This window comes from uncultured Winogradskyella sp. (assembly GCF_963975125.1).
GTDB lineage: Bacteria > Bacteroidota > Bacteroidia > Flavobacteriales > Flavobacteriaceae > Winogradskyella.
Genome location: NZ_CAXBGB010000006.1, coordinates 40,968 through 66,683, shown reverse-complemented (window position 1 = coordinate 66,683; position 25,716 = coordinate 40,968). Strand labels below are relative to the sequence as shown.

Genomic DNA, 25,716 nt, shown 5'->3' with positions numbered 1-25,716 from the left:
GGCACACAAGGCTTAGGAGTTGTACTAGCGGAATCTAAAAATGCTGCAGAATCTGTACTTGAAGCTTTTAGTGGCTTACAAGCAAGAGCTTTAGTACAAGAGTATATTGAAGAGGCAAAAGGTGCTGATTTAAGAGCGCTGCTTGTAGATGGGCAAGTTGTAGGAGCAATGAAACGGCAAGGAAAAGATGGGGAATTTAGATCGAACTTACACAGAGGAGGAAGTGCCAACTACATCGAACTTTCTGAAGACGAATTAAAATTAGCAATAAAAGCAGCACGCGCATTAAAACTTCCTGTTTGTGGAGTTGACATGTTACAGTCTGCAAGAGGCCCTTTAATTATGGAGGTCAATTCTACTCCAGGTTTAGAAGGCATTGAAGGTGCCACACAAAAAAATGTAGCACGAGCAATTATTACTTATATAGAACGCAATATAAAATAGATGAGTGAAAAAGAAGTATTGCATATACTCGGTGAAAATGTGGCATTTGGTGAAAGCGCTAAAGTAAGTTTTAATGTCGCAAAGTTACATACGCAGAATACCATTGATGTTCCTGTTATTATTGAACGTTCTAAAAAACCTGGCCCAACGGTTTTAATTACTGCTGGTATTCATGGTGATGAAATTAATGGTGTAGAAATTGTTCGTCAGATTATAGCTAAAGGTATTAATAAACCTAAGAAAGGAACCATTATTTGTATTCCTGTCATTAATGTATTTGGTTTTATTCATATGGATAGGGAATTTCCGGATGGTAGAGATTTAAACCGCGTTTTTCCTGGCGGAAAAGGCGGTTCTCTAGCAAGTAGAGTAGCGCATAAACTAATGACAGAAATTGTACCACATGCTGATTTAATTTTAGACTTTCACACAGGTGGAGCTGACCGCTTTAACGCTTCACAAATACGTATTGTTAAAAATAAAATTGTTTTAGATGAATTGGCACAAGTATTTGGCCCTCCCTTTATTTATTACTCTAAAAATGTAAATAAGTCTTTTAGAAATTCGTGCTATAAACTTGGTATCCCAATGCTTTTATTTGAAGGTGGAAAATCCTTTAATATTGATAGTACTATTACCAATACTGGAGTTAATGGCATCAAACGAGTATTAAATCATTTAGATATGTTAAGCAGTAAGTTTAAGGTTTCAAAACCTAAAAAAAACTGTATTAAAATTACCGATAGCAAATGGGTAAGAGCTAAACATTCTGGAATGTTTAAAGCTGATATTATCGTGAATTCGGAAGTGAAAAAAGGTGATGTTTTAGGTCATATTACAGATCCTTATGGTAGTTTTAATCATTTTGTAAAAGCACCTAACGATGGTTATATTTTCAATGTTAATGAATCACCTATTATCTATCAAGGTGATGCTATTTTTCATATTTCCACAAAACTTAAATCGTGAAAAAATCTGAACTGAGAAAAAAATACAAGTCTTTGAGAAATAAATTATCTCAAACTCAAATTGAAGATTATAGTTTAGCTATTGCTAACCAATTATTAAAACTAGATGTTTGGGATAGATCCTTTTATCACATTTTCTTAACTATTGAAGAGCAAAAAGAAATAAATACAGACTATATTTTAAACATTTTATCTGGAAAAGATAAAAATATAATAATCTCAAAAAGTAGTTTTGAAGATTACTCTATGACGCATTATCTACTTACAGATAATACAAAAATTAAAAAAAACGACTACAACATTCCCGAGCCTATCGATGGTATAGAGATTTCTTCTTCGCAATTAGAAGTTATTATTGTACCTCTTTTGGCTTTTGATAAATCTGGACACAGAATTGGTTATGGCAAAGGGTTTTACGATCGGTTTTTAGCAAATTGCAAACCTGAAACTATTAAAATTGGTTTGTCTTTTTTTGAAGCAGAAAATGAAATTTTTGAAGCTTCAGAAAATGATATTATATTGGATTATTGTGCGACACCAAATCTGGTCTTTCAGTTTTAGAGGTTTCCTTAAAAGCCTTTTTATTAAATACAATCAAAATCCCAATACCTGTACTTATTGCCATATCTGCAATATTAAAAACAGGATCAAAAAACGAAAAGTACTTTCCACCAACTAAAGGCAGCCAATCTGGTAACATTCCTCTCCATATAGGAAAATGCAACATATCCACTACTTTACCATGAAATACCTCAGCATAACCACCTCCATCGGATAAAAATGTTGCAACTTGTCCATAACTATCGTCAAACATGATGCCATAAAAAACAGAGTCTAAAATATTACCTAAAGCACCAGCAAAAATTATAGCAATTGCAAATATTAAAGTTTTAGACCGCTTCTTTTTTGTAACATCTACTAACCAAAAAGCAATGCCAGTAACTGCTACTATTCTAAATAGGGTTAAAATGAGTTTCGCAGATTCATCAGAAATAAATGTAAAAAAATCACTCAGTTTTGTTCCCCAAGCCATACCATCATTTTCGACAAAAACAATTTCAAACCAAGAAAACACATTGGTATTCTCATTTAATGCAAAATGTGTTTTTATGTAAATCTTACTTATTTGGTCTATCAATAAAATAAGAACTATAATAATTGAGGCTTTCTTTAAAGACATAATATTTCCCACTAAAGTGGGAATTTTTTGGTTAAAGGTAATCCGACACCTGTCGGAATAGGATTAAAAAAGCTTTGTGGTTTTGTTTGTGTATAAAAGGGGGTTTACTTCTGCATGTTCTTAGCTTCAATACTTAATGTAGCATGAGGTACTAATTTTAAACGCTCTTTACTTATTAATTTTTGAGTGATACGGCATATACCATAAGTTTTATTCTCAATACGGATTAAAGCATTCTTTAAATCTCTAATAAACTTTTCTTGGCGAATTGCTAATGCAGAATTTGCTTCCCTACTCATCGTTGCACTTCCTTCTTCAAAAGCTTTGAATGTTGGTGATGTATCGTCTGTACCATTATTATGGTCATTCATATAAGCACTTTTTATAAGCTCTAAATCGTGCTCTGCTTTTTCTATTTTTTCTTGGATTAAGACTTTAAATTCTTCTAAGTCTTTATCCGAATATCTAATATTTGTCTCTGTTGCCATAAATTATTAATGTTTTTGTATAAACAATTTGGTGTTGACTTTATCAAAAGTAATTTCTATACCATTGTTTAGATTATCTATAATTTTTAAATCTTCAGTTAATGTTTCTGATTTAATATACTCCTCATTAGAAGCGATTGCAGCTGCTACCAGAACATCATTCTGAATTTGTACGTCAATTCTGTCAGTAACTTCAAATCCTGAATCTTTACGTAAATTTTGAATACGGTTTACGAGTTCACGAGCAATACCTTCTTTACGTAATTCTTCACTGATTGTAACATCTAAAGCCACTGTTAGTGCACCTTCATTGGCTACAAGCCACCCTTCAATATCTTGAGACGTAATCTCTACATCATCTAATCCCAAAGTAATATTTTTTCCGTTAATTTCGACATCCAAACTGCCATTTTGCTCAATTTTTTTTATGTCTTCTGCATTAAAGGCATTTATTGCACTGGAAATCAACTTCATGTCCTTTCCAAACTTAGGACCTAAGGCTTTAAAATTTGGTTTAATTTGTTTTACCAATATATCTGAAGCATCTTCTAAAAGTTCAATTTCTTTTATGTTTACTTCGTGTTTTATTAAATCTGAAACCGCTTCTATTTCTTCCTTTTGTTGTTGATTATCAACAGGTATCATAATTTTCTGAAGAGGTTGACGCACTTTAATCTTCTCTTTAGCTCTCAACGATAAAACTAACGATGATATTGTTTGCGCATTCTCCATTTTTCGCTCTAAAGCTTTATCTATAGAATTAACATCTACTTTTGGGAATTCTGCTAAATGTACGCTTTCAAAAGTCTCTTTATTCGTCACAGCATTTAAGTCTAAATACAAACGATCCATAAAGAAAGGTGCAATTGGAGCTCCGAGCTTTGCAATCGTTTCCATACACGTATAAAGTGTTTGGTATGCAGAAATTTTATCCGTTTGGTAATCGCCTTTCCAAAAACGTCTTCTGCTTAAACGTACATACCAATTACTTAAATAATCTTGTGTAAAGTCTGAAATTGCTCTAGCTGCTTTGGTTGGTTCGTATGCTTCGTAGAATTTGTCAACTTTCTCTATTAAAGTGTTTAATTCAGAAAGAATCCAACGGTCTATTTCTGGTCGCTCTTCTAATGCAATATCTGCTTCGCTATAACTGAAACCATCAATATTAGTGTACAATGTGAAGAATGAATAGGTATTATATAACGTTCCAAAGAATTTACGACTCACCTCGGCAATACCTTCGCTATCAAATTTTAAGTTATCCCAAGGATTTGCATTACTAATCATATACCAACGCGTAGCATCTGCACCATACTTTGATAAGGTTTCAAAAGGATCTGCCGCATTACCTAAACGCTTAGACATCTTCTGTCCATTCTTATCTAAAACGAGCCCGTTTGAGACTACATTTTTATAGGCTACTGAATCGAAAACCATTGTACCAATAGCGTGAAGTGTATAAAACCATCCACGTGTTTGGTCAACTCCTTCAGCAATAAAATCTGCTGGGAAGGCCTCGTTATTATCAATTAATTTTTTATTCTCGAATGGATAATGCCATTGTGCATATGGCATGGAACCAGAATCGAACCAAACATCTATTAAATCACTTTCGCGATTCATTGGTTGGCCAGATGGTGACACTAATACGATTTTATCAACTACATTTTTATGTAAATCGATGGTTTCGTAGTTTGCTTCAGACATATTATCAACTTCAAAATCCGCAAAAATATCTTCAGACATTATACTTGCTTCAACTGACTTTACGATTTCAGATTTTAATTCGGCTACAGACCCAATACAAATTTGTTCTTTACCGTCTTCTGTTCTCCAGATTGGTAAAGGTATTCCCCAAAAACGAGATCGTGATAAATTCCAGTCGTTAGCATTAGCTAACCAATTACCAAAACGACCTTCTCCAGTTGATTTTGGTTTCCAGTTAATTGAGGTATTCAACTCGTGCATTCTACCTTTTACATCAGTGACTTTAATGAACCAAGAATCTAATGGATAGTATAAGATTGGCTTATCTGTTCTCCAGCAATTTGGGTAACTGTGCTTATATTTTTCGACCTTAAAGGCTTTGTTTTCTGTTTTTAATTTAATGGCAAGCTCAACGTCTATTGAACGTTCTGGCACTTCACCATCGTTGTAATATTCATTCTTTACATACTTGCCAGCAAACTCACCTAGTTCTGGTCTAAAGCGACCTTGTAAATCTACTAATGGTACTAAATTGCCATTATCATCTTTTACTAAAAGTGGTGGAATTTCTGGTGTTGCTTGTTTTGCTACCATGGAATCATCGGCTCCAAATGTTGGTGCGGTATGTACGATTCCTGTTCCATCTTCTGTGGTCACAAAATCACCCGAAATGACTCTAAAGGCATTCTCAGGATTATCGTTTGGTAAAGCGTAAGGTAATAACTGCTCGTATGTGATACCTACTAAATCTTTTCCTTTGAATTCTTTAACAACATAAAAAGGAATTTTTTTGTCTCCCTCTTTGTAATCTATTAATTCTGGTTTTGTTTCAACTTGCTTGTATTTACCCTCAAACTGCTTTCCGACTAAAGATTTAGCCAAAACAACATTCATAGGTTTAAATGTATATTGGTTATACGTTTCAACTAAAACGTAATCAATCTTTGATCCAACAGTTAAGGCAGTATTACTTGGAAGCGTCCAAGGTGTTGTTGTCCAAGCTAAAAAGAAAATATCACCTTCGTTTTGTAAAAAATCTGGCAATGAATTTTCATTTGCTTTAAACTGAGCAACAACTGTAGTATCTGTTACATCTTGATACGTTCCTGGTTGGTTTAACTCATGTGAACTTAAACCAGTACCTGCTTTTGGTGAATATGGCTGAATCGTATAGCCTTTGTATATTAATTTTTTGTCGTAAATCTGTTTGAGTAGCCACCAAACACTCTCCATATATTTGGATTTATAGGTAATGTATGGATCGTCCATATCTACCCAATAACCCATTTTTAGTGTGAGGTCATTCCATATATCTGTATAACGCATTACGGCTTTTTTACAAGCTTCGTTATATTCTTCTACTGTAATTTTAGTACCAATATCTTCTTTGGTTATGCCTAATTCTTTTTCTACACCAAGCTCAACAGGTAATCCATGTGTATCCCAACCAGCTTTACGTTTTACCTGAAAACCCTTCATGGTTTTGTAACGTGGAAATATATCTTTAATCGCTCGTGCTAAAACATGGTGTACACCAGGTAATCCGTTTGCTGAAGGAGGTCCTTCAAAAAACACATAAGGAGGTTTTCCTTCTCTAGTGGTTACACTTTTATCGAAGATATTATTTGCTTCCCAATAGCTACCGATTTCATCAGCAACTTTTGACAAGTTAAGTCCTTTGTATTCAGGGAACTTTGTGCTCATTGTTCTCGTTTCTTATAAGTCTGCGAAATTAAAGAATTTTAAGGAAAGAGTAGATGAAATTAAAAAGGAAAAACGTCATTCTATTTTTAAAAGAAACACCTGTTTTAATTTAACCGTAAAACTGCTCTTAAAAAAAATCATCAATACAACAACCTTTGTACAATTAATAATCAATAAATCAAATATTATGGAAACAGTAGAACAAATGCAATCACGCAAACAAGTAATTGCTCACGACTTTCTTGTAAACAACACAGGTGTTATAGAGCAAGGAAAAATTGATGAGACAGTAAAGAAAATTAAAACTGAGACAAATTCTTATCCTGCAACCGGAAGTATTGCAAGTATGATCTTTTATTTAAAGTTTCAAGTAAGGATTAAAGATGGGAGCAAACAGTTTAACGGAGACGCTGGTGGTATAGCTCTTCCTGGTGGTGGAGCTCTTATTGGAGATGTTTACACAAGTGACACTAACAGGCTATACAATGACACTGTAAGCTTTCAGTTTACCTCTACTCCAGTTTATGTAAGTATTATATTTTTTGATAAGAATAGTAATGCTTTAGGGAGTTTTCAAGCTGGAGCAGTTAATACTGCGGCTGGTGTTGGTGGTGGATCTGGGAAATGGTCTTAATTAACTTCTATAAGTTAGTTTAATTATAAACTCTTGACAGTTAAAAAAGGTCATGAGTTTTTTGTTTCAATCACAAATTCAATCAAATCTTCAATCTGTGGGAGATAAGAAGTCTTCTGAACTTTAATTACCGTGTTTAGACATTAAAATGGTTAAGAAACTTAATTTTTTAGTTTCTTAAAATTTTCTAAAGTTGTCCTCTGAAAAACATAAGGCTACTCAGTATATCTACTGAGCAACCTTTCTAATTAACTCCGTTTTTATTTCACTATAATTTTCTTCGAAATCATAGCATTATCATCTGTCATCAATTTAATGATGTATGTTCCTGTACTTAAATTATGCACTTCGAATTCGTTATAAGTGCTTTGGTAAATCGCATTATTTCTGTAAACCGATTGCCCTAAAACATTATACACTTCTATACTCTTTATCTTCTTATTATTTGGGTTTAAAACCACTATTTTATTTCTTTTAAAAGCATAGTAGATATTTAAATCATCTATAGCTTGATCGATTAGAGATAGTGACTCTGATTGTTCTTGAAAAACAATCTCAAATCTGTTAGCAAACTCACCTGCTTCTGATGAAAACTCATAAGGCTGTTCGCTTCTTAGGTTATAATAACTATCTGCTAAGTTATCTTTTAAATAAATTTCTTGGTCTTCAGAAATATTTTCTATTTCTGTAAGTGCTATGGTATAGTTATAGCTTCCAGAAGTCTTTAGTGTTAAAGGAACGACTTTATCTTCTGCAATTTCACTATAAGCCTGAATGGTCATTAGTTCATCATCAAAAACTAGATTTAAGTCATCGTTATATTCCTCTACATTTTTAGCATCATAGCCATAGTCATAATCGTCTGAGGTGTCTTCGCTAAAGCCTAGTAATAACTCTCGTCTAGTAGATGGGCCATCTACTGAAGTAAATTCTATACGCATTTTTTGCATTAAGCCTTCTTCTGAGGTTGAATCTTCTGTCGTTTCCTGGTTTTGAGAACTCGTAGCGTTTCTAAAAAAAACCGAGCCATTATTATAATTACCATCTGCATCTGTTTCTTTAATAAATACACGTTGACTATTTTTGAAAACAATAGTTCCGTTTGCAACAATTTCTGTCATAAACCCTTGCCCTACTGGTAGATATTTTGAAGGTTTTTTAGTACCATCTTGATTACCATTAGTGGCTCCTTCAATACCAACAAACTGATAAGCTCTTATTGAGCCTGTTTTATTGACTTGGGCATAACCTCCATTATACTCGTCTAGCACATGAGATAAACCACTCCATTGTTGCCAGAGGTGAATTACACCATCGATAACACCTGAATTATCATCAATAAACTTATGTAAATCAATCGCTGAAGCATAAGGGTTTCCTAATAAATAATCCGTTTTTGATACTGCAGGAATTGACCCATTGCCTCCAGTATCTATAACATTAATTAAAATTGTTCCATTATTTGGTTTGCCTTCAAACAGATACTGCTGTTCTGTCCCAGACGCTCCAGTTCCTTTTTGGGTATAACCTACTCCTGGTTGTAATGCTGTATTTGGATTAAGAATTGCATAATCGTAATACGTTATACCATTTATATATGTATAAAGCCAATAGGTGCTTATTTTCCCTATTTCATGATATGAACTTGTAAACTGAAAATTACTACCGCTAGGTTCTTTAAGCATGCCTAGATTAAAGTTGGAGTTATTTGTATTATTACTACTTGTATTAGTATCTAAAAGTGTTGTTGCTCCTATACTTCCTACAGGAGAAGCCCAATAGTTGTACCAATACACGCTACTTGTTCCTTCTTGACGTCTTAAAATTTTTCCTGTTGTCGAAGTCACTAAATCACTATTAATTCCTTGAATTAATTGAGAATCGTCTTTGAGGTCTAAAGCTCCATTAAGTTCTAAATACCAGGTGTTTTCTACTTTATTATCACCCATAATGGTAAGTTTTTTATTGGTATTTATAAACAATCCTAAATTAGTGTGAGAATTATAAGAGGTAACATTGTTCTTAATATTAACAATACTCCAATCTTTATTACTTATTGCATCTTCAATATCCCATACATCACCATGCAACCATGTTCCTTGACTGCTCCAATCTCCATTTGCATTAGTTTGATATGGCATTGGTGCCGTTTGCTCTTGGACAGTACTTATGTTCATTAACTTCAGAGTATTATTATTCTCTGAATAATCTGATGTTGTACTATTTTTTATATCTGTCATAGGGTAGTAAGCTAATAGATTTGCCCATGATACTTTTTGAAGGGTTTTAGTGTCCTTAATTTGCTTAGGTATAATTTTCCCTTTAACGAAACCACTATTATTTTCAATTTCTTGATAAACCAATTGCTGAACTTGCTCGTCAGTTATTGCAGAATTAAAAACTCTTATTTCATCAATATCACCAGTGAAGTATTCCTTGTTACCTACATTTCTCGATAAACGACCAACTTCAAAATCACCATTCCACTCGCTTGTTCCTAGAAAAGTTTCACCTATTAATGTGGGTAAAGTAGCCATACTTTGTAATTTACCATCAACATACATTCTAAGCTCGCCTGTTGTATTAGTAAAGGTTCCTGCAACATGATGCCATTCGTTATAGTTTATGTTGATACCATTGACAACATTTGTAGAGCCTGAAGTTGTGCGAATTCCGAACATTAACTCATTACCATTTTGAACATAGAGCCTACAAGAAATGCCTTCTCCAGCAATAGTAGTATTAGATATTACCTGATTATTAGCATCAATTTTTACCCAAGCCATAATTGTTATTTGACCTCGTCCATTTATAATGCTATTACCACTCAAATAATCATCTATTCCATCAAAATCTAAAGTTGCTGAAGGTGGTGGATTAACATTGAATAAATCGCGATAATCTAAATCACCTCCAGAGAATAAATCACCTTCAGTATCTGGCAAAATTGAAGTAGTAGGATTATTAATTTCGTCATTTACATCTGTAGAATCACTAACATTACTGCCTTCAAAATTGGTATCTAATCCATCTGAATCTGTATCATTCCCAGAGACTGAATTAGCCATTCCATTTTCTTCAATGTCTGGTGTGCCATCGTTATCTGAATCTAAATCAACATAATCATAAATACCATCATTGTCTGTATCTACAAGGGTAATAGCTGTGCCATAAGTATCATCAACACCATCTTTATTCGCATCTGTAATAGTTGAACCCATACCGCTAGGAGCTGCATAACCTATTGTTGGTTGTGCTTCAATATTATCTGGAATACCATCATTATCTGAATCTAAATCTAGATGATTATAACTACCTGAATTATCTGTATTTGTTGGGATTGTTCCTGTACCAGCAGTATTTGGAATGCCTAAAGTTGTTGCTGTTTTGCCAATAAGACCATCTGCATCACCATCTTTATCTATATCTTGTCCGCCAGACTCTATAACATCTGTTATACCATCATTATCGCTATCTACATCAAAATGATTTGGAATACCATCAGAATCGAAATCTAAATTAGCGCAAACACCCAAAGCATTTAAAGTGCAAAAATCTGGATCTAAATAGTTTGGAGTTCCATCGATATCATGATCTGCAGAAGGATCAATTCCGTTAGACTCTAGTTTATCTGTTACACCATCATTTTCATCATCTAAATCATCTACATCACTAAGTCCATCTTTGTCCTGGTCTGGCAATGTTAAAATAAATAGTTTCCCATCTCCATGGTCACTAGACCCAGCAGTAAGCCTTGCTTTAGTTATTACAGAACCGGTTGGTGCAATATCATTGAGAAAAAATAAAGCTATACCTATAGTTCCTTTATTTTCTATTACACGGTCACTCAACCAATAGTCTGTTCCAACATTAGGTGGGTTTATTGCTCCAGGCGTTCCTAGATTAGATGAAGTTCCGGTACCACCAAAGCCATATTGTGTAGTGGTTTGGTTTACAAACGTCTCTCCTAAGGATTGCTCTAGCCCTCCACCAACAGGAATTCCAAAAAATTCAATATGGTAGCAATTATTGGCGTTACGTTCTGTGATAGCAATAATACCGCTTGAGCTGGCTATAATACCACCTGCATAACTCAAAGTCTGTCGCTGCGCATTAGTAGTTTGCTCAGCTGTAAAATCGTTGCATATATTGGCTCCGTTACCATTAGCCTCAAAATAATGATTGAGGTTAAGTGATTGAAATGCATCTAGTGCCGAACTATTCCAGGTAGCAACAGCACTTGTAGTTTCTGTGCTTCCTCCGTTAAGTCTTATCCTATTAATTCCATGTCCTGTTGGCCCTAATTGTGTTAATTCATATCCCGTTGGAACACCAAAATTAAAGTAAACATTATTGTTTACGGTAACACTCTTAATGTTTGCGGGTTGATTTTGATTCGTTTGGCTAGTACTCCATTGAAAAGTAACACCAGTTTGAATACTTGAAGCGTTTGTTTGTGCCTTTATAGTTAAGGATAAAATTAAGGCTAAGACGAATAGTAGTTTTTTAGACATAAGCTATAATAGTTTGGGACTAATTATAATTATGTACTACAATAAAATCTTTAATTCAATGGAATGTATTTTAAGGGAAAGTTTTATATATACGACAAAACTTAAAACAAGATTTTACCGTATAGACCACAATGTTAGTGATTTATAATAAAGTTTCCAAGCAAATCGTTTATTATTTTTCGATAAAGCGTATAAAAAACCCGATTAATGGGTGTCTTTAAAGCCTAAAATAGTCAAATATATTAGTTAATCACTTCTCATTTTAAACACGTTAAAACCAAAAAAACTGTAAAACCTTCAACCTAGATAGGGTTTTTACTCTATCAAAGTTATTTTTAGCTACAAAACTTAAACGAAAAAAGTAACCAAATCCTCTATTTTAGAAATCAGCTGAACTTTTATTTGTGTGTTTTTTAATGCAATTTTATTGTATTTTGAAACAAAAATGGTTGAAAACCCCAATTTTTGAGCTTCTAGAATACGTTGCTCGACCCGCTGTACTGGTCTAATTTCACCAGACAGACCAACCTCCGCAGCAAAACAATAATCACTTTGTAAAGCCACATCTTCATTAGATGATAATATAGCCGCGACAACCGCTAAATCAATCGCAGGATCATCTACCGTAATGCCTCCAGTAATGTTTAGAAACACGTCTTTTGCTCCCAAACGGAAACCAGCTCGTTTTTCTAAAACTGCTAAAAGCATATTTAAACGTTTGGCATTAAAACCAGTTGCTGAGCGTTGTGGAGTACCATAAACTGCTGTGCTAACTAAAGCTTGCACTTCTATCATTAATGGTCTTAAGCCTTCTAAGGTAGCTGCAATCGCGTTACCAGAAAGCTCACCATCTTTCTTAGAAATTAATATTTCAGAAGGGTTAGATACTTCACGTAAACCAGAACCTTTCATTTCGTATATACCAAGTTCGTTAGTAGAACCAAATCGATTTTTATTTGCCCTTAAAATTCTAAACACATGGTTTCGATCTCCTTCAAATTGCAAAACTGTATCGACCATGTGCTCTAATATTTTTGGTCCAGCAATATTACCATCTTTAGTAATATGACCAATCAATAAAACGGGAGTCGCTGTTTCTTTTGCAAATTTGATGAGTTCAGTTGTACATTCTTTAACCTGAGAAATACTACCAGCAGAGGACTCTATATAATCGCTATGTAGGGTTTGTATAGAATCTATTATAACAATATCTGGCTTTAAAGCTTCAATTTGTTTAAAGATGTTTTGTGTTTTTGTTTCTGTAAGAATGTAACAGTTATTACTACTCGGGTTAATGCGTTCTGCACGCATTTTTATCTGCTTCTGGCTTTCTTCACCAGAGATATAAAGTGTTTTATATTCTAATTTTAATGCTATTTGAAGTAAAAGCGTGCTTTTTCCTATTCCTGGCTCTCCACCTAAAAGTGTTAGTGAGCCATAAACCATACCACCTCCAAGTACACGATTAAATTCTGCATCTTGCATATTTAACCTGGCTTCTTGAGACGTGTCTATCTCATTAACTTTTAAAGGTTTTGAAACTCGTTTTGTAGATGAAGAAGGCGTCTTCCAATCACTCTTTTCTGGTTTTTGAATAACTTCTTCAGTAATAGTATTCCATTCTTTACAAGATGTGCACTGACCTTGCCATTTGGCATATTGGCTGCCACAGTTTTGACAAAAAAAAGTAGTTTTAATTTTAGCCATATTCATTTTCCGTGAAAACGGAAATATATAATTTAGAAAAGCTAAATTAAGATAATTTTAGTTGATGTCTTTAAACCAACTCACAATAGCTAAAACTTTTAGCGCAGCCATTTTTGATGGTACATTAGAAAACAAAAATGTCTTTGTTTTTGTATACATGGCTTCAAAAAAGTAGTCCGTTGATAATGAGCTTATTTTAGTTTTCTTCATCATTATCCTCCTCCTCTTCTTCGCCTTCCTCATCAGTATCAACTACAGAAAGCTCGTCTATTTTTGAGAAAATAAAGTCTCTGTTGATATGGCTAACATCATTTAATGTTAACGCAGATTCATATAATTTTTTTGCCTTTTTGGTTTTACCAATCTTTTCGGCATATTGGGCTAAGTAATACGTGCCTAAAAGCGAATTTGGATTTAGCTTTTTAGCCAACTTACCAATTTTCTCCAAGGACTCTAAATCGTTTCGTTGTTCTGCAACCTTAACAACTTTTTCAAATTCTTCTTCAGTGATTTGTTTTTTTATTCCGAATAGATCTTCAATTCTATTATAACGATCCACTAAATATTTATCTAAAGTGCCTTCATAAGGCAATACTTTCTCTTCTAGTTCTTTTTCTCTAAGTGGTTTATATAATTCGAAAATCTTATCAAAAGATTTAGAAATTGCACTTGTTACTAAAGTATAGTGTGTATCATTTTTGAAATCATCAAAATAATACGTTAAGTATTGATTTTTTACTTCTGAAATCTGTGTGTTGGCTTTTAAAACAGCTTCTCTAATGCCTGGGAAATCTTTATCTGAAGTTGCCATATAATAGAAAATATCATCTTCAAAAAACTCTAAACGCTCACCTAAATAATCTTTAACAGCGCCAGACAAATCTGGGCTAATACATACATAAGCCTGAAAAAGTAAATCTTCCTTAAATAAATACGAATTAATGAAGTTGCCCATTAAATCGTGCCCAACTGCAACCCTAAACTTACTTGTGTTATACTTGCTGTCTAAGTATGGTATTAACTCATCTGCCACAAAATCATGAAAACGTAGTCCCGATTCTTTTGGCAAACCTGTAACCTCATCACAATAACCATCGTAATAGCGTTCGCTTCCTTGTACAACGCCAACGATAATAGATCCTGGCATATCATCAAAATAGGTTTGAAAATCTACTAGACCTGTAACGGGTTCGAATAAATAATCACCATCAAAAACAATTATTAAAGGATATTTTAATTCTGATGTTGGGTCGTAATTTTTTGGAAGTTTAATCTTAAGCTGACGAACAACATTAAGTTTTGAAGAGCTGATTTCGTCATAACTGATTTGTGCCAATAATGGAGTGCATAATATGCAAGCCAAAACTATTAAAATAGTCTTTCTCATTAGTAAGTAGGTTTAGTTAAGGGCTACCAAACATACTTAAATATCGCTGAATTGTGAATTTTTTTCGATGAACTGCGATTAATTTTTCATTGCATCTTGAGTATCATACATTTTTTCGAGCATTATTTCTTTGTCAATATACTGAGATGGCTCCATTAATAAGCCCGCTTTGTATCTCATTAAGGCTTTTTTATAATTACCTTCTTTTTCATGAAATAGACCCATATAATAGGCGCTTAACATTGAATTTGGAAATTCTTTTTTTACAAGTTTAGCCAGTTTTTCTAATGACTCTAAATCATCTTTTTTATTACATGCAGCAGCAATTGCTCTGATATCATTCTCTATTAATTTTTTTTCGAATCCGTAAAAATATTCTATGTCTGCATACTTCTTTATCAAATAATCATAAGGAGAACCTTCAAAAGTAAGTACTTTTTCATTGTACTCTTTAGCGTTAATTGGCTTGTATAAAGCGAATATTTCATTTAGTGCTTTTGGAATTCCTCTTCCAACTAAAGAGTAGTGATTGGCATCTTCAAAATTATCGAACTTGTAATGCAACTTGGGATTTTCGATTAATTTTAGCTTTGCATCACTTTTTAAAATAGCATTTCTCAATGCTTTTACATCTGCATCGGCAGTTGCCATGTAATAAAATGTTTCTTCCTTTAATATCGATAATCGCTCTTGCAATCTATTAATCATTTCTGGAGCCAAATCTGGACTCAAAGCTACATAAGATCTAAAAAGAGGTTCGTCCTTAAACAAATAATAATTAATAAAATTGGCAGCTAAGTCGTGCCCTATAACAATTCTAAAATTAGAAGCGCTATAATTCTCTTCTATGTAAGGCAAAAGTTCGACTACAATAAATTCATAAAAATCTGCACCTTCGTGGACTGGAAAAAAAGTATCATTATCATATAAGAAATCATCTTCTCTTGTACTTCCTTGTTTAACTCCAACAACAATACAATCTGGAATATCTTCCCAATAGGCTTGGTAATCTATATTTCCGGCAACTGGCTCAAATAAATAGTCTCCATCTAAAACCAAGACCAAAGGATATGAACGCTTTGATTCTGGATCGTAATTTCGTGGTAATTGAATTTTTAATTCGCGTTTGCCCTCTAACTTATAAGAATTAATTGTTTTATAAATCGCTTGAGCTTGAGTGTTTAAAACAACTAGGCAAATTATTACAAGAATGTAAAACTTCTTCATAGTGTAGATTGACTTAAAAGTGAAAGCAAGGTAAAAAATATTTTTATACCGTTGTTTTCTTTCTGTTATAAATTGGAAGGTAAATTAAAGATAAACCTCCTAATATTATAATTACTAATGTTTGTGAGGACCACATAATCCAACCAAAAGCTCTACTTGGATCTTCTGGCATATTAAATAATAAAAAAGCAATAACAATTGCTTCTGGGAAAGAGCCAATGCCACCATTTGTCGCTGCAATACTAAAACTTGCCAATATAAATCCTATAAGTACGGCTGCAATTGAAATGTTTTGCAATTCTGGTAAAGCAAAAGTTGTGACATAAAACATTAGTACATACATCAGCCAAATAAATACAGTATGAAATATAAATGCCCATTTCTTTTTCATTTTAAAAATACTAAGTGCGCCTTCAATTAGACCAGAAAGAAAGCTCTTAACTTTTACAGCTAACTTAGAAGTGCTTTTCTTAATAAATAAGAAAAGTGAAACACTTATCGCAACAATTATAAACACACCTAAAAACAATGATATAGGATTAAATTTATCAGCAAAGAAATTATAAATGAATTCGAATTCTAAAAAGAGTGCCAATATTATTATTATAAGCAGCATAATGGTATCAGCAATTCTCTCGGCAACTATAGTGCCAAAACCCTTATCAAAAGGAATACCTTCATAATTCGTTAAAATGGAAGCTCTGGCTATTTCACCAGCTCTGGGAATCGTGAAATTTATAAGATATGCCGAATACACGGCCATAAAGCTATTTGTAAATTTTGGTTTATAACCCAAAGGTTCTGCCATAAATAACCAACGGTAAGCTCTAGAAATATGGCTTAAAACACCTAGACTTACACCTAAAATTATCCAAACATAATCAGCATCTTTAAAATACTGAACTAAAGTAGAAATCGAAATTTGAGAAAGAGAATACCAAACCAAAGCAACTCCTAAGAGTAAAGGCAGTACAACTTTTAGGATGGATTTAGATTTACTCAACGGTTTATTTTAGGAGGTTAGTTGCCTCATCAGGGAATACTAATGATGGTTTAAACACTTTAGCTTCCTCGATATCCATAAACGCATAAGTAATAAGAATTAGTGTATCACCAACCGCAACTTTACGTGCAGCTGCCCCATTTAATGTTATTTCTCCACTATTTCGAGGGCCAGGAATACAGTAGGTTTCTAAACGCTCACCATTGTCATTATTTACAATCTGAACTTTTTCACCTTGTATAACATTAGCGGCTTCCATGAGGTCTTCATCGATTGTAATACTTCCTATATAATTCAGGGCTGCACCTGTAACTTTTACACGGTGTATCTTAGATTTTACAACTTGAATTTGCATGAGGCAAAGATAATTAATTTAGTGCAATATTATCTATAAGTCTAATATCGCCAGCATATACAGCTACAAACGCTCTATATGTTTTTTTTGTTGATTTTCGTTTAACTGGTTTTAAGGTCTTTGTATCTGCAATACTAAAGTATTCAAGCTCTAAGAGCGGCTGTTGTTTAAATTGCTTTTCAACCCATTCCGTAACACTTTGAGCACTTTTTGTACCAAACTTTACTTTGGCAGTTTTTAGCGTTTTATATATAAAAGGCACCGCATCTCTATGCTCTTGTGTCAGTATTTCATTTCTAGAACTCATAGCTAAACCATCTTCTGCTCTGTAAATGGCACAACCTATAATTTTTACAGGAATATGGTGTAACTCAACAAGTTTTATAATAATCTGTAATTGCTGAAAATCCTTTTCACCAAAATATGCGTAATCTGGTTTTACAATTTCTAATAAACGCTTCACTATTGTACCGACACCATCAAAATGACCGTCTCTAAATGCACCTTCCATTTCGCGCTCTAATCCATCAAAATTAAACGATTGAGACTTAATATTGCCGCCATAAATATCCTCTACCAAAGGAGCATATACAATAATCGTTGTATCACTTACTGTTTTTAAAAGACTAACATCAGCATCTAAAGTTCTTGGGTATTTAACAAGATCTTCTTGGTTGTTAAATTGAGTAGGATTAACAAAAATGCTAACCACAACTATATCATTCTGACTTAATCCTTTATTAACCAATGATAAATGACCATTGTGCAGTGCTCCCATAGTTGGTACAAACCCAATGGACTTTCCTTTGGCTTTTATAGCATCAATATGATATGATAATTCGGTTCTATTGTGAAATTTTTTCAATACTCTAACAAAAAATTAACGCGTGCAAACATAATATTTTACTGGCAATCTGCACAAAATTTTGTAATTTTGCATGTTTTTTACTTTTAATTTTTAAAAGCAGCAGATTTATGAAAGATAAACGAATATTGTATGTGTCCTCGGAAGTAGTTCCATATTTACCAGAGACTGAGATTTCTTCAATGTCATTTGAAGCACCAAGAATGGTAAACAAACAAGGCGGTCAGATACGCATATTTATGCCTCGCTTTGGTAATATTAATGAGAGAAGACACCAATTACATGAAGTGATTAGGCTTTCTGGAATCAACTTGGTGATTAACGACTTAGATATGCCGTTAATTATTAAAGTGGCATCTATCCCTAAAGAACGTATTCAGGTGTATTTTATAGATAATGAAGATTATTTTAAGAGGAAAGCGACATTAACAGACGAAAACGGAAATCTCTTCCCAGATAATGACGAACGTGCTATTTTCTTTGCAAAAGGAGTTATTGAAACTGTTAAAAAATTGAATTGGGCACCAGACATTATTCATGTTAACGGTTGGCTTGCATCCTTATTACCTTTATATTTAAAAGAGTTTTACAAAACAGAACCTCTGTTTACTGAAAGTAAAATAGTAACCTCTGTGTACAATCAAAGTTTTGAAGGTGCGTTAGATAAAGACATGCTCGCTAAAATAAATTTTGATGGTTTAGATGAAGAAGCAACAAAATCCTTAAAGAAGCCTGATTATATTAATTTAATGAAAATTGCTATTGATAATTCTGATGCTATTATTAGAGGTTCTGAAGAATTACCAAAAGAATTAGATACATACATTAATGATTTAACAAAACCTGTTTTAGAATTTTATTCTATTGAAGAATTTGCAGATCCATACACAGAGTTTTACACAAATACTGTATTAAACAGTTAATATTACCTATGAAAAAAAATAAATTCGCCCTACATATTACCGCATTCGCACTAATTGTACTAAGTTTTATCGCTTGTGATAAAGACTATGCTGATTTAGAATCTGATATTATTAACAATCAGAATGCTACTAATTTTGATATCTTATCAGAACAACACGATGTTATCACATATACAAAGGTTCTCGGGCCTGTTCAAACAAATAACCTCGGTGTTAATCTTAATACTCTTGGTGTGTACGATGATTCGTATGGAAGATCCACTTATAGTTTTGTAAATCAGATTACAGCCAGTGCTTTTAGTCCAAGTTTTGGCGATGAAGTTGCGATAGATTCCGTAGTATTAACGATTCCTTATTTTAGTACTGCTACAGGTGAAGAAGACGGCGACATATTATACGACATAGATTCTGTTTTACCTAAAGCCGACACCTACAACTCAATAAAATTAAGCCTTTTTGAAAGTAATTATTTTATAAGAGATTTTGATCCTAACGGAGAGTTTAATGAGAGTCAAGCTTATTTTTCAAATAAATCTGCATCAGCAACAGAGCCTATATCAGATGCTGTCTTAGAAGGGGAAGAGCTTATAATGCTTACAGGTTCTGAAACATCTTACTCAGATGGAGGTAATATTATTAATATAAGTAAAGAAGGGTTTGTTTTAGAAGAAGATGACGAGGATGGTGAAGCACAAGTTTCGCAGAGACTATCACCCAGATTAAGAGTTAAATTAGATCCAACGTACTGGCAAAATAAAATAATAGATAAAGAAGACGACCCTGTTTTAAGCAATCAAAACAACTTTGCAGAATATTTTAGAGGTCTTTACTTTAAAGCGGAATCATATCTAAATAATGGCAGTTTCTTAATACTAGATACTGGTAATCAAAACGCTAATATCACTATACACTATACACGCCTGACACCTTCGACCACTGACGATGAAGATGCAACTGACCAATCAACTTATGTTCTTAGGTTTGGCCCAAATAGAATTAATTTTATAGAAAACGATTTCACCACTCCAATTAATAACGGTGATGAAGTGAATGGAGATAGTAAACTCTATTTAAAAGGTGGAGAAGGCTCTGCTGCAGTAGTAAAACTTTTTGATGGATTTTACGATGAAGCCGAAGGTATAACTAATTTTGAAAAATTTAGAAGTGATTTCGTAAATCTAGTGGATGGTGAATTTGTGAACTCAAAACGCTTAGTCAACGAAGCAAATCTAGTCTTTTATGTTGACCAAGAAAGTTTGCCAGACAATGAAGGTATCCAAAATAACGAACCAGATCGCATTTATTTATATGATATAGATAATAAAACGTCTTTAATCGATTATAGTAGAGATGGAGCAAACAACAGCTTACCTTCGTTTTCGATAATTAATCATCTTGGTCCATTGCAACGTGTTGATGATGAGTCAGCTGGAAACGGAATTAAATACAAATTGAAGATTACAGAACATATTAATAATCTATTATTAAATGATTCAACTAATGTGAAATTAGGTTTAGCCGTTTCTCTTAATGTTAATCTAGAAAGCCCAATCATAGCGCTTGGACAAAAAGAAGTGCAAAGCACTGATAATTCAGGCTTTACAATACCATTAAGCTCGGTTTTATCACCACGAGGTACAGTATTACATGGTAATAATGCCCTAGACGAAAGTAAAAGAGTGTTTTTAGAAATATATTACACAGAACCAAATAACTAAAAAATTAACCTATGTGTGGAATTGTTGGATATATTGGTCATAGAGAGGCTTACCCTATAGTAATTAAAGGACTTCAAAGACTAGAATATCGTGGCTACGATAGTGCTGGTATTGCTTTATACGACGGAAATAATATCAAACTTTCAAAAACCAAAGGAAAAGTATCTGATCTTAAGGAACGTATTGAAACTGAAATTTCTACTGACGGGACTCTAGGAATGGGCCATACACGTTGGGCTACACATGGTGTTCCAAACGATGTTAACTCTCATCCGCATTACTCTAATTCTGGAGATTTGGTAATTATCCATAACGGTATTATTGAGAATTACGCTGCCTTAAAAAAAGAATTAATTAAGCGTGGTTATACTTTTAAATCAGATACAGATACTGAAGTTTTAGTCAACCTTATTGAAGATGTAAAGAAAAATGAAAACACAAAACTCGGTAAGGCTGTTCAAATTGCTTTAAATCAAGTTGTAGGCGCTTATGCCATCGCTGTTTTCGACAAAAATAAACCTAATGAAATTGTGGTTGCAAGATTAGGTAGTCCATTAGCTATTGGTATTGGCGACGACGAATTCTTTATTGCAAGTGACGCTTCACCATTTATTGAATATACTAAAAATGCTATTTATCTTGAAGATGAAGAAATGGCAATTATTAGAAGAGGGAAAAAAATTAAGGTTAGAAGAATAAAAAATGATGCTTTAGTTGATCCATACGTACAAGAACTTCAACTTAATCTTGAGCAAATAGAAAAAGGGGGTTACGACCACTTTATGTTGAAGGAAATTTACGAACAGCCTAGTGCTATTTTAGATACCTTTAGAGGAAGACTACTAAGTAATGAGGCAATTATTAAAATGGTAGGTGTCGAAGACAACATGAAAAAATTTCTTGCTGCTGATCGTATTATAGTTGTCGCTTGCGGTACATCTTGGCATGCTGGTTTAGTTGCAGAATATATTTTTGAAGATCTAGCGAGGATACCTGTTGAGGTAGAATACGCTTCAGAATTTAGATATAGAAATCCTGTAATAACAGAAAAAGATGTCGTAATAGCAATATCGCAATCTGGTGAAACAGCAGATACTTTAGCCGCTATTAAATTAGCAAAATCTAAAGGGGCATTTGTATTTGGTGTTTGTAATGTTGTAGGCTCTTCTATAGCTAGAGAGACTGATGCAGGTGCTTACACACATGCTGGCCCAGAAATTGGTGTGGCATCGACAAAAGCATTTACAACACAAATAACAGTACTTACTTTAATGGCTTTACGTTTAGCAAGAGCCAAAGGAACTATATCTAGTTCAGAATTTAGACATCACTTAATTGAACTTGAGACCATACCGAGCAAAGTAGAAGAAGCACTTAAATCTGATGCTTACGTTCAGACTGTAGCAGATATTTATAAAGATGCTACCAATTTTTTGTATCTAGGGCGTGGATTTAATTTCCCTGTTGCTTTAGAAGGTGCATTAAAATTAAAAGAGATTTCTTATATCCATGCAGAAGGGTATCCAGCCGCAGAAATGAAACATGGCCCTATTGCATTAATAGATGAGCAAATGCCAGTTGTTGTTATTGCTACTAAAAAAGGACATTACGAAAAAGTTGTAAGTAATATACAGGAGATAAAATCTAGAAAAGGTAAAATTATTGGCATTGTTACAGAAGGCGATACAAGCGTAAAAGAATTGGCAGATTATGTTATTGAAGTTCCAGAAACACTTGAATGTCTTACACCGTTATTAACGACTATTCCTTTGCAACTATTATCATACCACATTGCGGTTATGTTAGATAAGAATGTAGATCAACCTAGGAATTTAGCTAAATCTGTTACAGTTGAATAACTAAAACAGATTATAAAATCCTATTTTTTAAGCCTATAAATTGTAGAATCTACAATTTATAGGCTTAATTTTTTTTATAATTTACTATGCGCGCATAATTTTATGAGAATTTCTTACTAAATTTTCATATATTTAATTAAATTGCTCATCTAATAAATTAACTAACTCTCTAAAATGAAGACAATCTTAAAGCTTTTCACAATGCTTTTTTGTGTGGTATCGTTTGCTCAAACCACAGTAAAAGGTAAAATTTCTGACAATACTGGGTTACCCTTACCTGGTGCAAATATTGTCGTAGTAGGTACCAGCTCTGGTACTGTATCAGATTTTGACGGTAATTATACGCTATCGGTAGATCAAGTTCCACCATTTTCAATCCGTATAAGTTATACCGGTTTTGAACCTCAAACCATTGAGATAACATCCAAGAATCAAACTGTAGATGTTACTTTAGAAGAAGGCAACGCACTCGATGAAGTTGTAATTTCTGCATCGCGTACACCCGAACGTATTTTTGAATCACCAGTTACGGTAGAACGATTTGGTCTAAAAGAAATTAAAAATACTGCTTCCGCAGATTTTTACGGCGGTTTAGAAAACCTAAAAGGTGTAGATATTAACACCAATAGTTTAACTTTTAAATCTATAAATACCAGAGGTTTTGCAACATTTGCTAACACGCGTTTTATGCAATTGGTTGACGGAATGGATAACTCAGCACCAATATTAAATTTCCCTCTTGGAAATTTATTAGGAATGACAGAAACTGATGTCTTAAGTGTAGAACTTCTACCTGGTGCATCTTCGGCTTTATATGGAGCGAATGCTTTTAACGGTATTTTGTTTATGCAAAGTAAAAGTCCATTTGATCATTCGGGTATAAGTGGTTATGTAAAAAGAGGTCTTACGTCCCAAGATGCAGCCGGAGATAATACATATACTGATTTAGGCGTTAGAATGGCATACAAATTCAGTGAGAAATTTGCAGCTAAAGTAAATTTTGGTTACCTAAAAGGTACAGATTGGTTTGCTACTAATACAGAAAGTAAAGGGCCTGATAATTTTGTGACTACTGGTAGAACTAGAGAAAATGACTTAGACTATAATGGAGTTAATGTATATGGAGATGAAGTTTCAACAAATATTAGAACAGCTTCAGGCTTAGGTATAATCCCAGATGTTGTTGTTAGTAGAACAGGCTATGAAGAAAAAGACCTAACTAATTATGATGCCGAAAGTATAAAAGCAGATTGGGGACTCTACTTTAGACCTTGGGAGAATGATTTTGAAATTCAATATGTAGGTAAAGTAGGTTCTGGTAGTACTATTTATCAAGGAGGGAATAGATATAGTATTAAAAACTTCTTTTTACAACAGCACAAAATTGAAGTTAAAAATGATAATTTCTTCATACGAGGCTATGTTACTGAAGACAAAGCAGGTGATTCTTATGACATGTTTTTTACTGGTATAAATATTAATAGAGCTTGGAAGAGTGATAATGATTGGTTTGAACAATATATTGGTACTTATGCAGGCATAGAGTTCTCTGGAAACCCAAGTGGATTAACTGAAGCCGAAAAACATGCAGCATCAAGAGCTGTAGCTGACACAGGTCGTTTCTTACCTGGAACACCAGAGTTTGAAGCTGCTTTCAATCAAACAATAAACGATCCGGATTTAAATACGGGTTCAAAATTTCAAGATAATTCAAAAATCTATCACGGAGATGCCAACTATAACTTTAGTCATCTTTGGGATGCTATTGAAATACAAGTTGGTGGATCGTATAGACAATATCAGTTGAATTCATCTGGCACGGTTTTTACAGATGCCGATGGTCCAATAAAATTTTCTGAAGTTGGTATATATACACAACTGCAAAAAAGTCTAGAGCTAAATGAAAATGTTGATTTAAAATTAACAGGTTCTGTACGCTACGACAAGTCAGAGTTATTTGATGCCTTTTTATCGCCTAGAATATCTGCTGGTTTCACTATAAATGACAACCACAATATTAGAGCTTCATTTCAAACAGGTTTTAGGAATCCTGATACACAATCACTTTATATCGGACTTAACTTAGGTGTTATTAATCTTGTTGGAGGGGCTGTTGATAATCCTGATCGCTATGTAAGAACCTATGGAGTAAGTCCATTTGGAGCAAATATAATCGGTTCAAACACTATTGACTTTTCTGGTCAGGGAGCTTATTCAAATTCTCTATTTGCAACTGGAGCCGCGTCACTTGCTACACACAACCCAGCTGATAATGGTCGAGATTTAGTGGCAAACTCAAATCTTGCAAAGCCAGAACAAGTAAGTTCTTTTGAAGTAGGCTATAGAGGTAAGTTAGGAAAGATTATTATTGATGCTTCTGCTTATTACAGTGCGTACCAAGATTTTCTATCTAATGAAACTGTAGTTGCCCCTTATTATGGTGATAATGCTAATTTTGATCTTACAGGATATGACCCTTCAAACCCAGCATCTGTAGCTGGTTTAAATCAAGATACACAATTAATCTTGGCAGCTTTACAAAATGATGATTTTCAAACTTATAGAACCTACACAAATTCTGAAGCTGAAGTTAATTCGTATGGAGCTGCCATCGCAGTTTCTACAAAAGTTTTCGACGGTTTTGATTTAAGTATGAATTATACTTACGCAAAATTAGATTTTGACGAAAAGAAAAATCCAGATTTTCAGACTAATTTTAACACACCAGAGCATAAGGTAAAAGCGTCTTTTGGTAAAACTGAGTTATTTAAAAATTTCGGATTTAATGTAGCTTGGAGATGGAGTGACTCTTATTTATGGGAAGCAGGTTTTGGTGATGGTAATATTCCTGCATTTCATGTTTTAGACGCTCAAATTAATTATAGAGTACCGAGTCTCAAATCAACATTTAAAGTTGGTGCAACTAATCTTTTACAAGATGAGTATTTTACTGCAATTGGAACAGGGTTCGTAGGCTCTATGTATTACGCATCATGGACAATCAACAATCTATAATAACGAAAAAGAAAATAT

18 protein-coding genes are annotated in these 25,716 nt (G+C 33.6%); 8 read left to right on the top strand and 10 right to left on the bottom strand.

The window, feature by feature from the left end:
* From AAC053_RS02020 to AAC053_RS02010, 3 genes are all read left to right on the top strand, one after another.
* Positions 1-444: RimK family alpha-L-glutamate ligase (locus tag AAC053_RS02020; protein ID WP_339752125.1), on the top strand; the 444-nt coding region annotated here is incomplete at its 5' end.
* Complete coding sequence (locus AAC053_RS02015; protein ID WP_339752122.1) at positions 445-1,413, top strand: succinylglutamate desuccinylase/aspartoacylase family protein; 969 nt, start codon at positions 445-447, stop codon at positions 1,411-1,413.
* Positions 1,410-1,973 carry a 5-formyltetrahydrofolate cyclo-ligase gene (locus AAC053_RS02010; protein WP_339752119.1) on the top strand — a complete coding sequence of 188 codons (564 nt, stop codon included), beginning with the start codon at positions 1,410-1,412 and terminating at the stop codon, positions 1,971-1,973. Before AAC053_RS02015 ends, AAC053_RS02010 begins: the two co-directional genes overlap by 4 nt.
* Here the strand turns inward: AAC053_RS02010 and AAC053_RS02005 are convergent.
* The 3 genes from AAC053_RS02005 to ileS form a co-directional block, all read right to left on the bottom strand.
* The gene (locus AAC053_RS02005) at positions 1,927-2,592 is read right to left on the bottom strand and encodes a lipoprotein signal peptidase (RefSeq protein ID WP_339752118.1); all 666 of its coding nucleotides are present in this window, start codon (positions 2,590-2,592) and stop codon (positions 1,927-1,929) included. The two genes, AAC053_RS02010 and AAC053_RS02005, sit on opposite strands and share 47 nt — an antisense overlap.
* Positions 2,593-2,696: 104 nt before the next feature.
* Entirely contained in the window at positions 2,697-3,080 is a 384-nt protein-coding gene (locus tag AAC053_RS02000) for a TraR/DksA family transcriptional regulator (protein ID WP_339752115.1), read from the bottom strand.
* A 6-nt stretch (positions 3,081-3,086) separates the two neighbouring features.
* A complete protein-coding gene (gene ileS / locus AAC053_RS01995) occupies positions 3,087-6,491 on the bottom strand; it encodes an isoleucine--tRNA ligase (RefSeq protein ID WP_339752113.1) in 3,405 nt (1,134 codons plus the stop codon).
* On the opposite strand from ileS, the gene AAC053_RS01990 reads away from it, so the two are divergent.
* Entirely contained in the window at positions 6,484-7,125 is a 642-nt protein-coding gene (locus AAC053_RS01990) for a VapA/VapB family virulence-associated protein (protein ID WP_339752111.1), read from the top strand. The genes ileS and AAC053_RS01990 overlap by 8 nt on opposite strands.
* Before the next feature lie 260 nt (positions 7,126-7,385).
* Here the strand turns inward: AAC053_RS01990 and AAC053_RS01985 are convergent, their stop codons facing one another.
* From AAC053_RS01985 to panC, 7 genes are all read right to left on the bottom strand, one after another.
* The gene (locus AAC053_RS01985) at positions 7,386-11,639 is read right to left on the bottom strand and encodes a LamG-like jellyroll fold domain-containing protein (RefSeq protein WP_339752109.1); all 4,254 of its coding nucleotides are present in this window, start codon (positions 11,637-11,639) and stop codon (positions 7,386-7,388) included.
* Positions 11,640-11,987: 348 nt separating this feature from the next.
* A complete protein-coding gene (radA, locus tag AAC053_RS01980) occupies positions 11,988-13,346 on the bottom strand; it encodes a DNA repair protein RadA (RefSeq protein WP_339752106.1) in 1,359 nt (452 codons plus the stop codon).
* 196 nt (positions 13,347-13,542) lie between these two features.
* Complete coding sequence (locus AAC053_RS01975) at positions 13,543-14,733, bottom strand: alpha/beta hydrolase-fold protein (protein WP_339752102.1); 1,191 nt, start codon at positions 14,731-14,733, stop codon at positions 13,543-13,545.
* A gap of 78 nt (positions 14,734-14,811) precedes the next feature.
* Positions 14,812-15,960, bottom strand: coding sequence for an alpha/beta hydrolase-fold protein (locus tag AAC053_RS01970; protein WP_339752100.1), 1,149 nt, complete (start codon positions 15,958-15,960; stop codon positions 14,812-14,814).
* Between the two features lie 43 nt (positions 15,961-16,003).
* Positions 16,004-16,963, bottom strand: a complete 960-nt coding sequence (locus tag AAC053_RS01965) for a lysylphosphatidylglycerol synthase transmembrane domain-containing protein (protein ID WP_339752097.1) — start codon at positions 16,961-16,963, stop codon at positions 16,004-16,006.
* 4 nt (positions 16,964-16,967) lie between these two features.
* Entirely contained in the window at positions 16,968-17,318 is a 351-nt protein-coding gene (panD, locus tag AAC053_RS01960) for an aspartate 1-decarboxylase (RefSeq protein ID WP_339752094.1), read from the bottom strand.
* 13 nt (positions 17,319-17,331) lie between these two features.
* On the bottom strand, positions 17,332-18,183 hold the full coding sequence (gene panC / locus AAC053_RS01955; RefSeq protein WP_339752091.1) for a pantoate--beta-alanine ligase: 852 nt from the start codon (positions 18,181-18,183) through the stop codon (positions 17,332-17,334).
* Positions 18,184-18,293: 110 nt separating this feature from the next.
* Between panC and AAC053_RS01950 the strand changes: the two genes are divergently transcribed.
* The 4 genes from AAC053_RS01950 to AAC053_RS01935 all read left to right on the top strand — a co-directional run bounded on the left by AAC053_RS01950 (position 18,294) and on the right by AAC053_RS01935 (position 25,698).
* Positions 18,294-19,106, top strand: a complete 813-nt coding sequence (locus AAC053_RS01950; RefSeq protein WP_339752089.1) for a glycogen/starch synthase — start codon at positions 18,294-18,296, stop codon at positions 19,104-19,106.
* An 8-nt stretch (positions 19,107-19,114) separates the two neighbouring features.
* Positions 19,115-20,824, top strand: coding sequence for a DUF4270 domain-containing protein (locus AAC053_RS01945; RefSeq protein WP_339752088.1), 1,710 nt, complete (start codon positions 19,115-19,117; stop codon positions 20,822-20,824).
* An 11-nt stretch (positions 20,825-20,835) separates the two neighbouring features.
* Positions 20,836-22,683, top strand: a complete 1,848-nt coding sequence (gene glmS / locus AAC053_RS01940; protein ID WP_339752087.1) for a glutamine--fructose-6-phosphate transaminase (isomerizing) — start codon at positions 20,836-20,838, stop codon at positions 22,681-22,683.
* A 174-nt stretch (positions 22,684-22,857) separates the two neighbouring features.
* Positions 22,858-25,698 (top strand): TonB-dependent receptor, encoded by a 2,841-nt coding sequence (locus AAC053_RS01935; RefSeq protein ID WP_339752085.1) that lies wholly within the window; start codon positions 22,858-22,860, stop codon positions 25,696-25,698.
* The last annotated feature ends 18 nt before the right edge of the window (positions 25,699-25,716 follow it).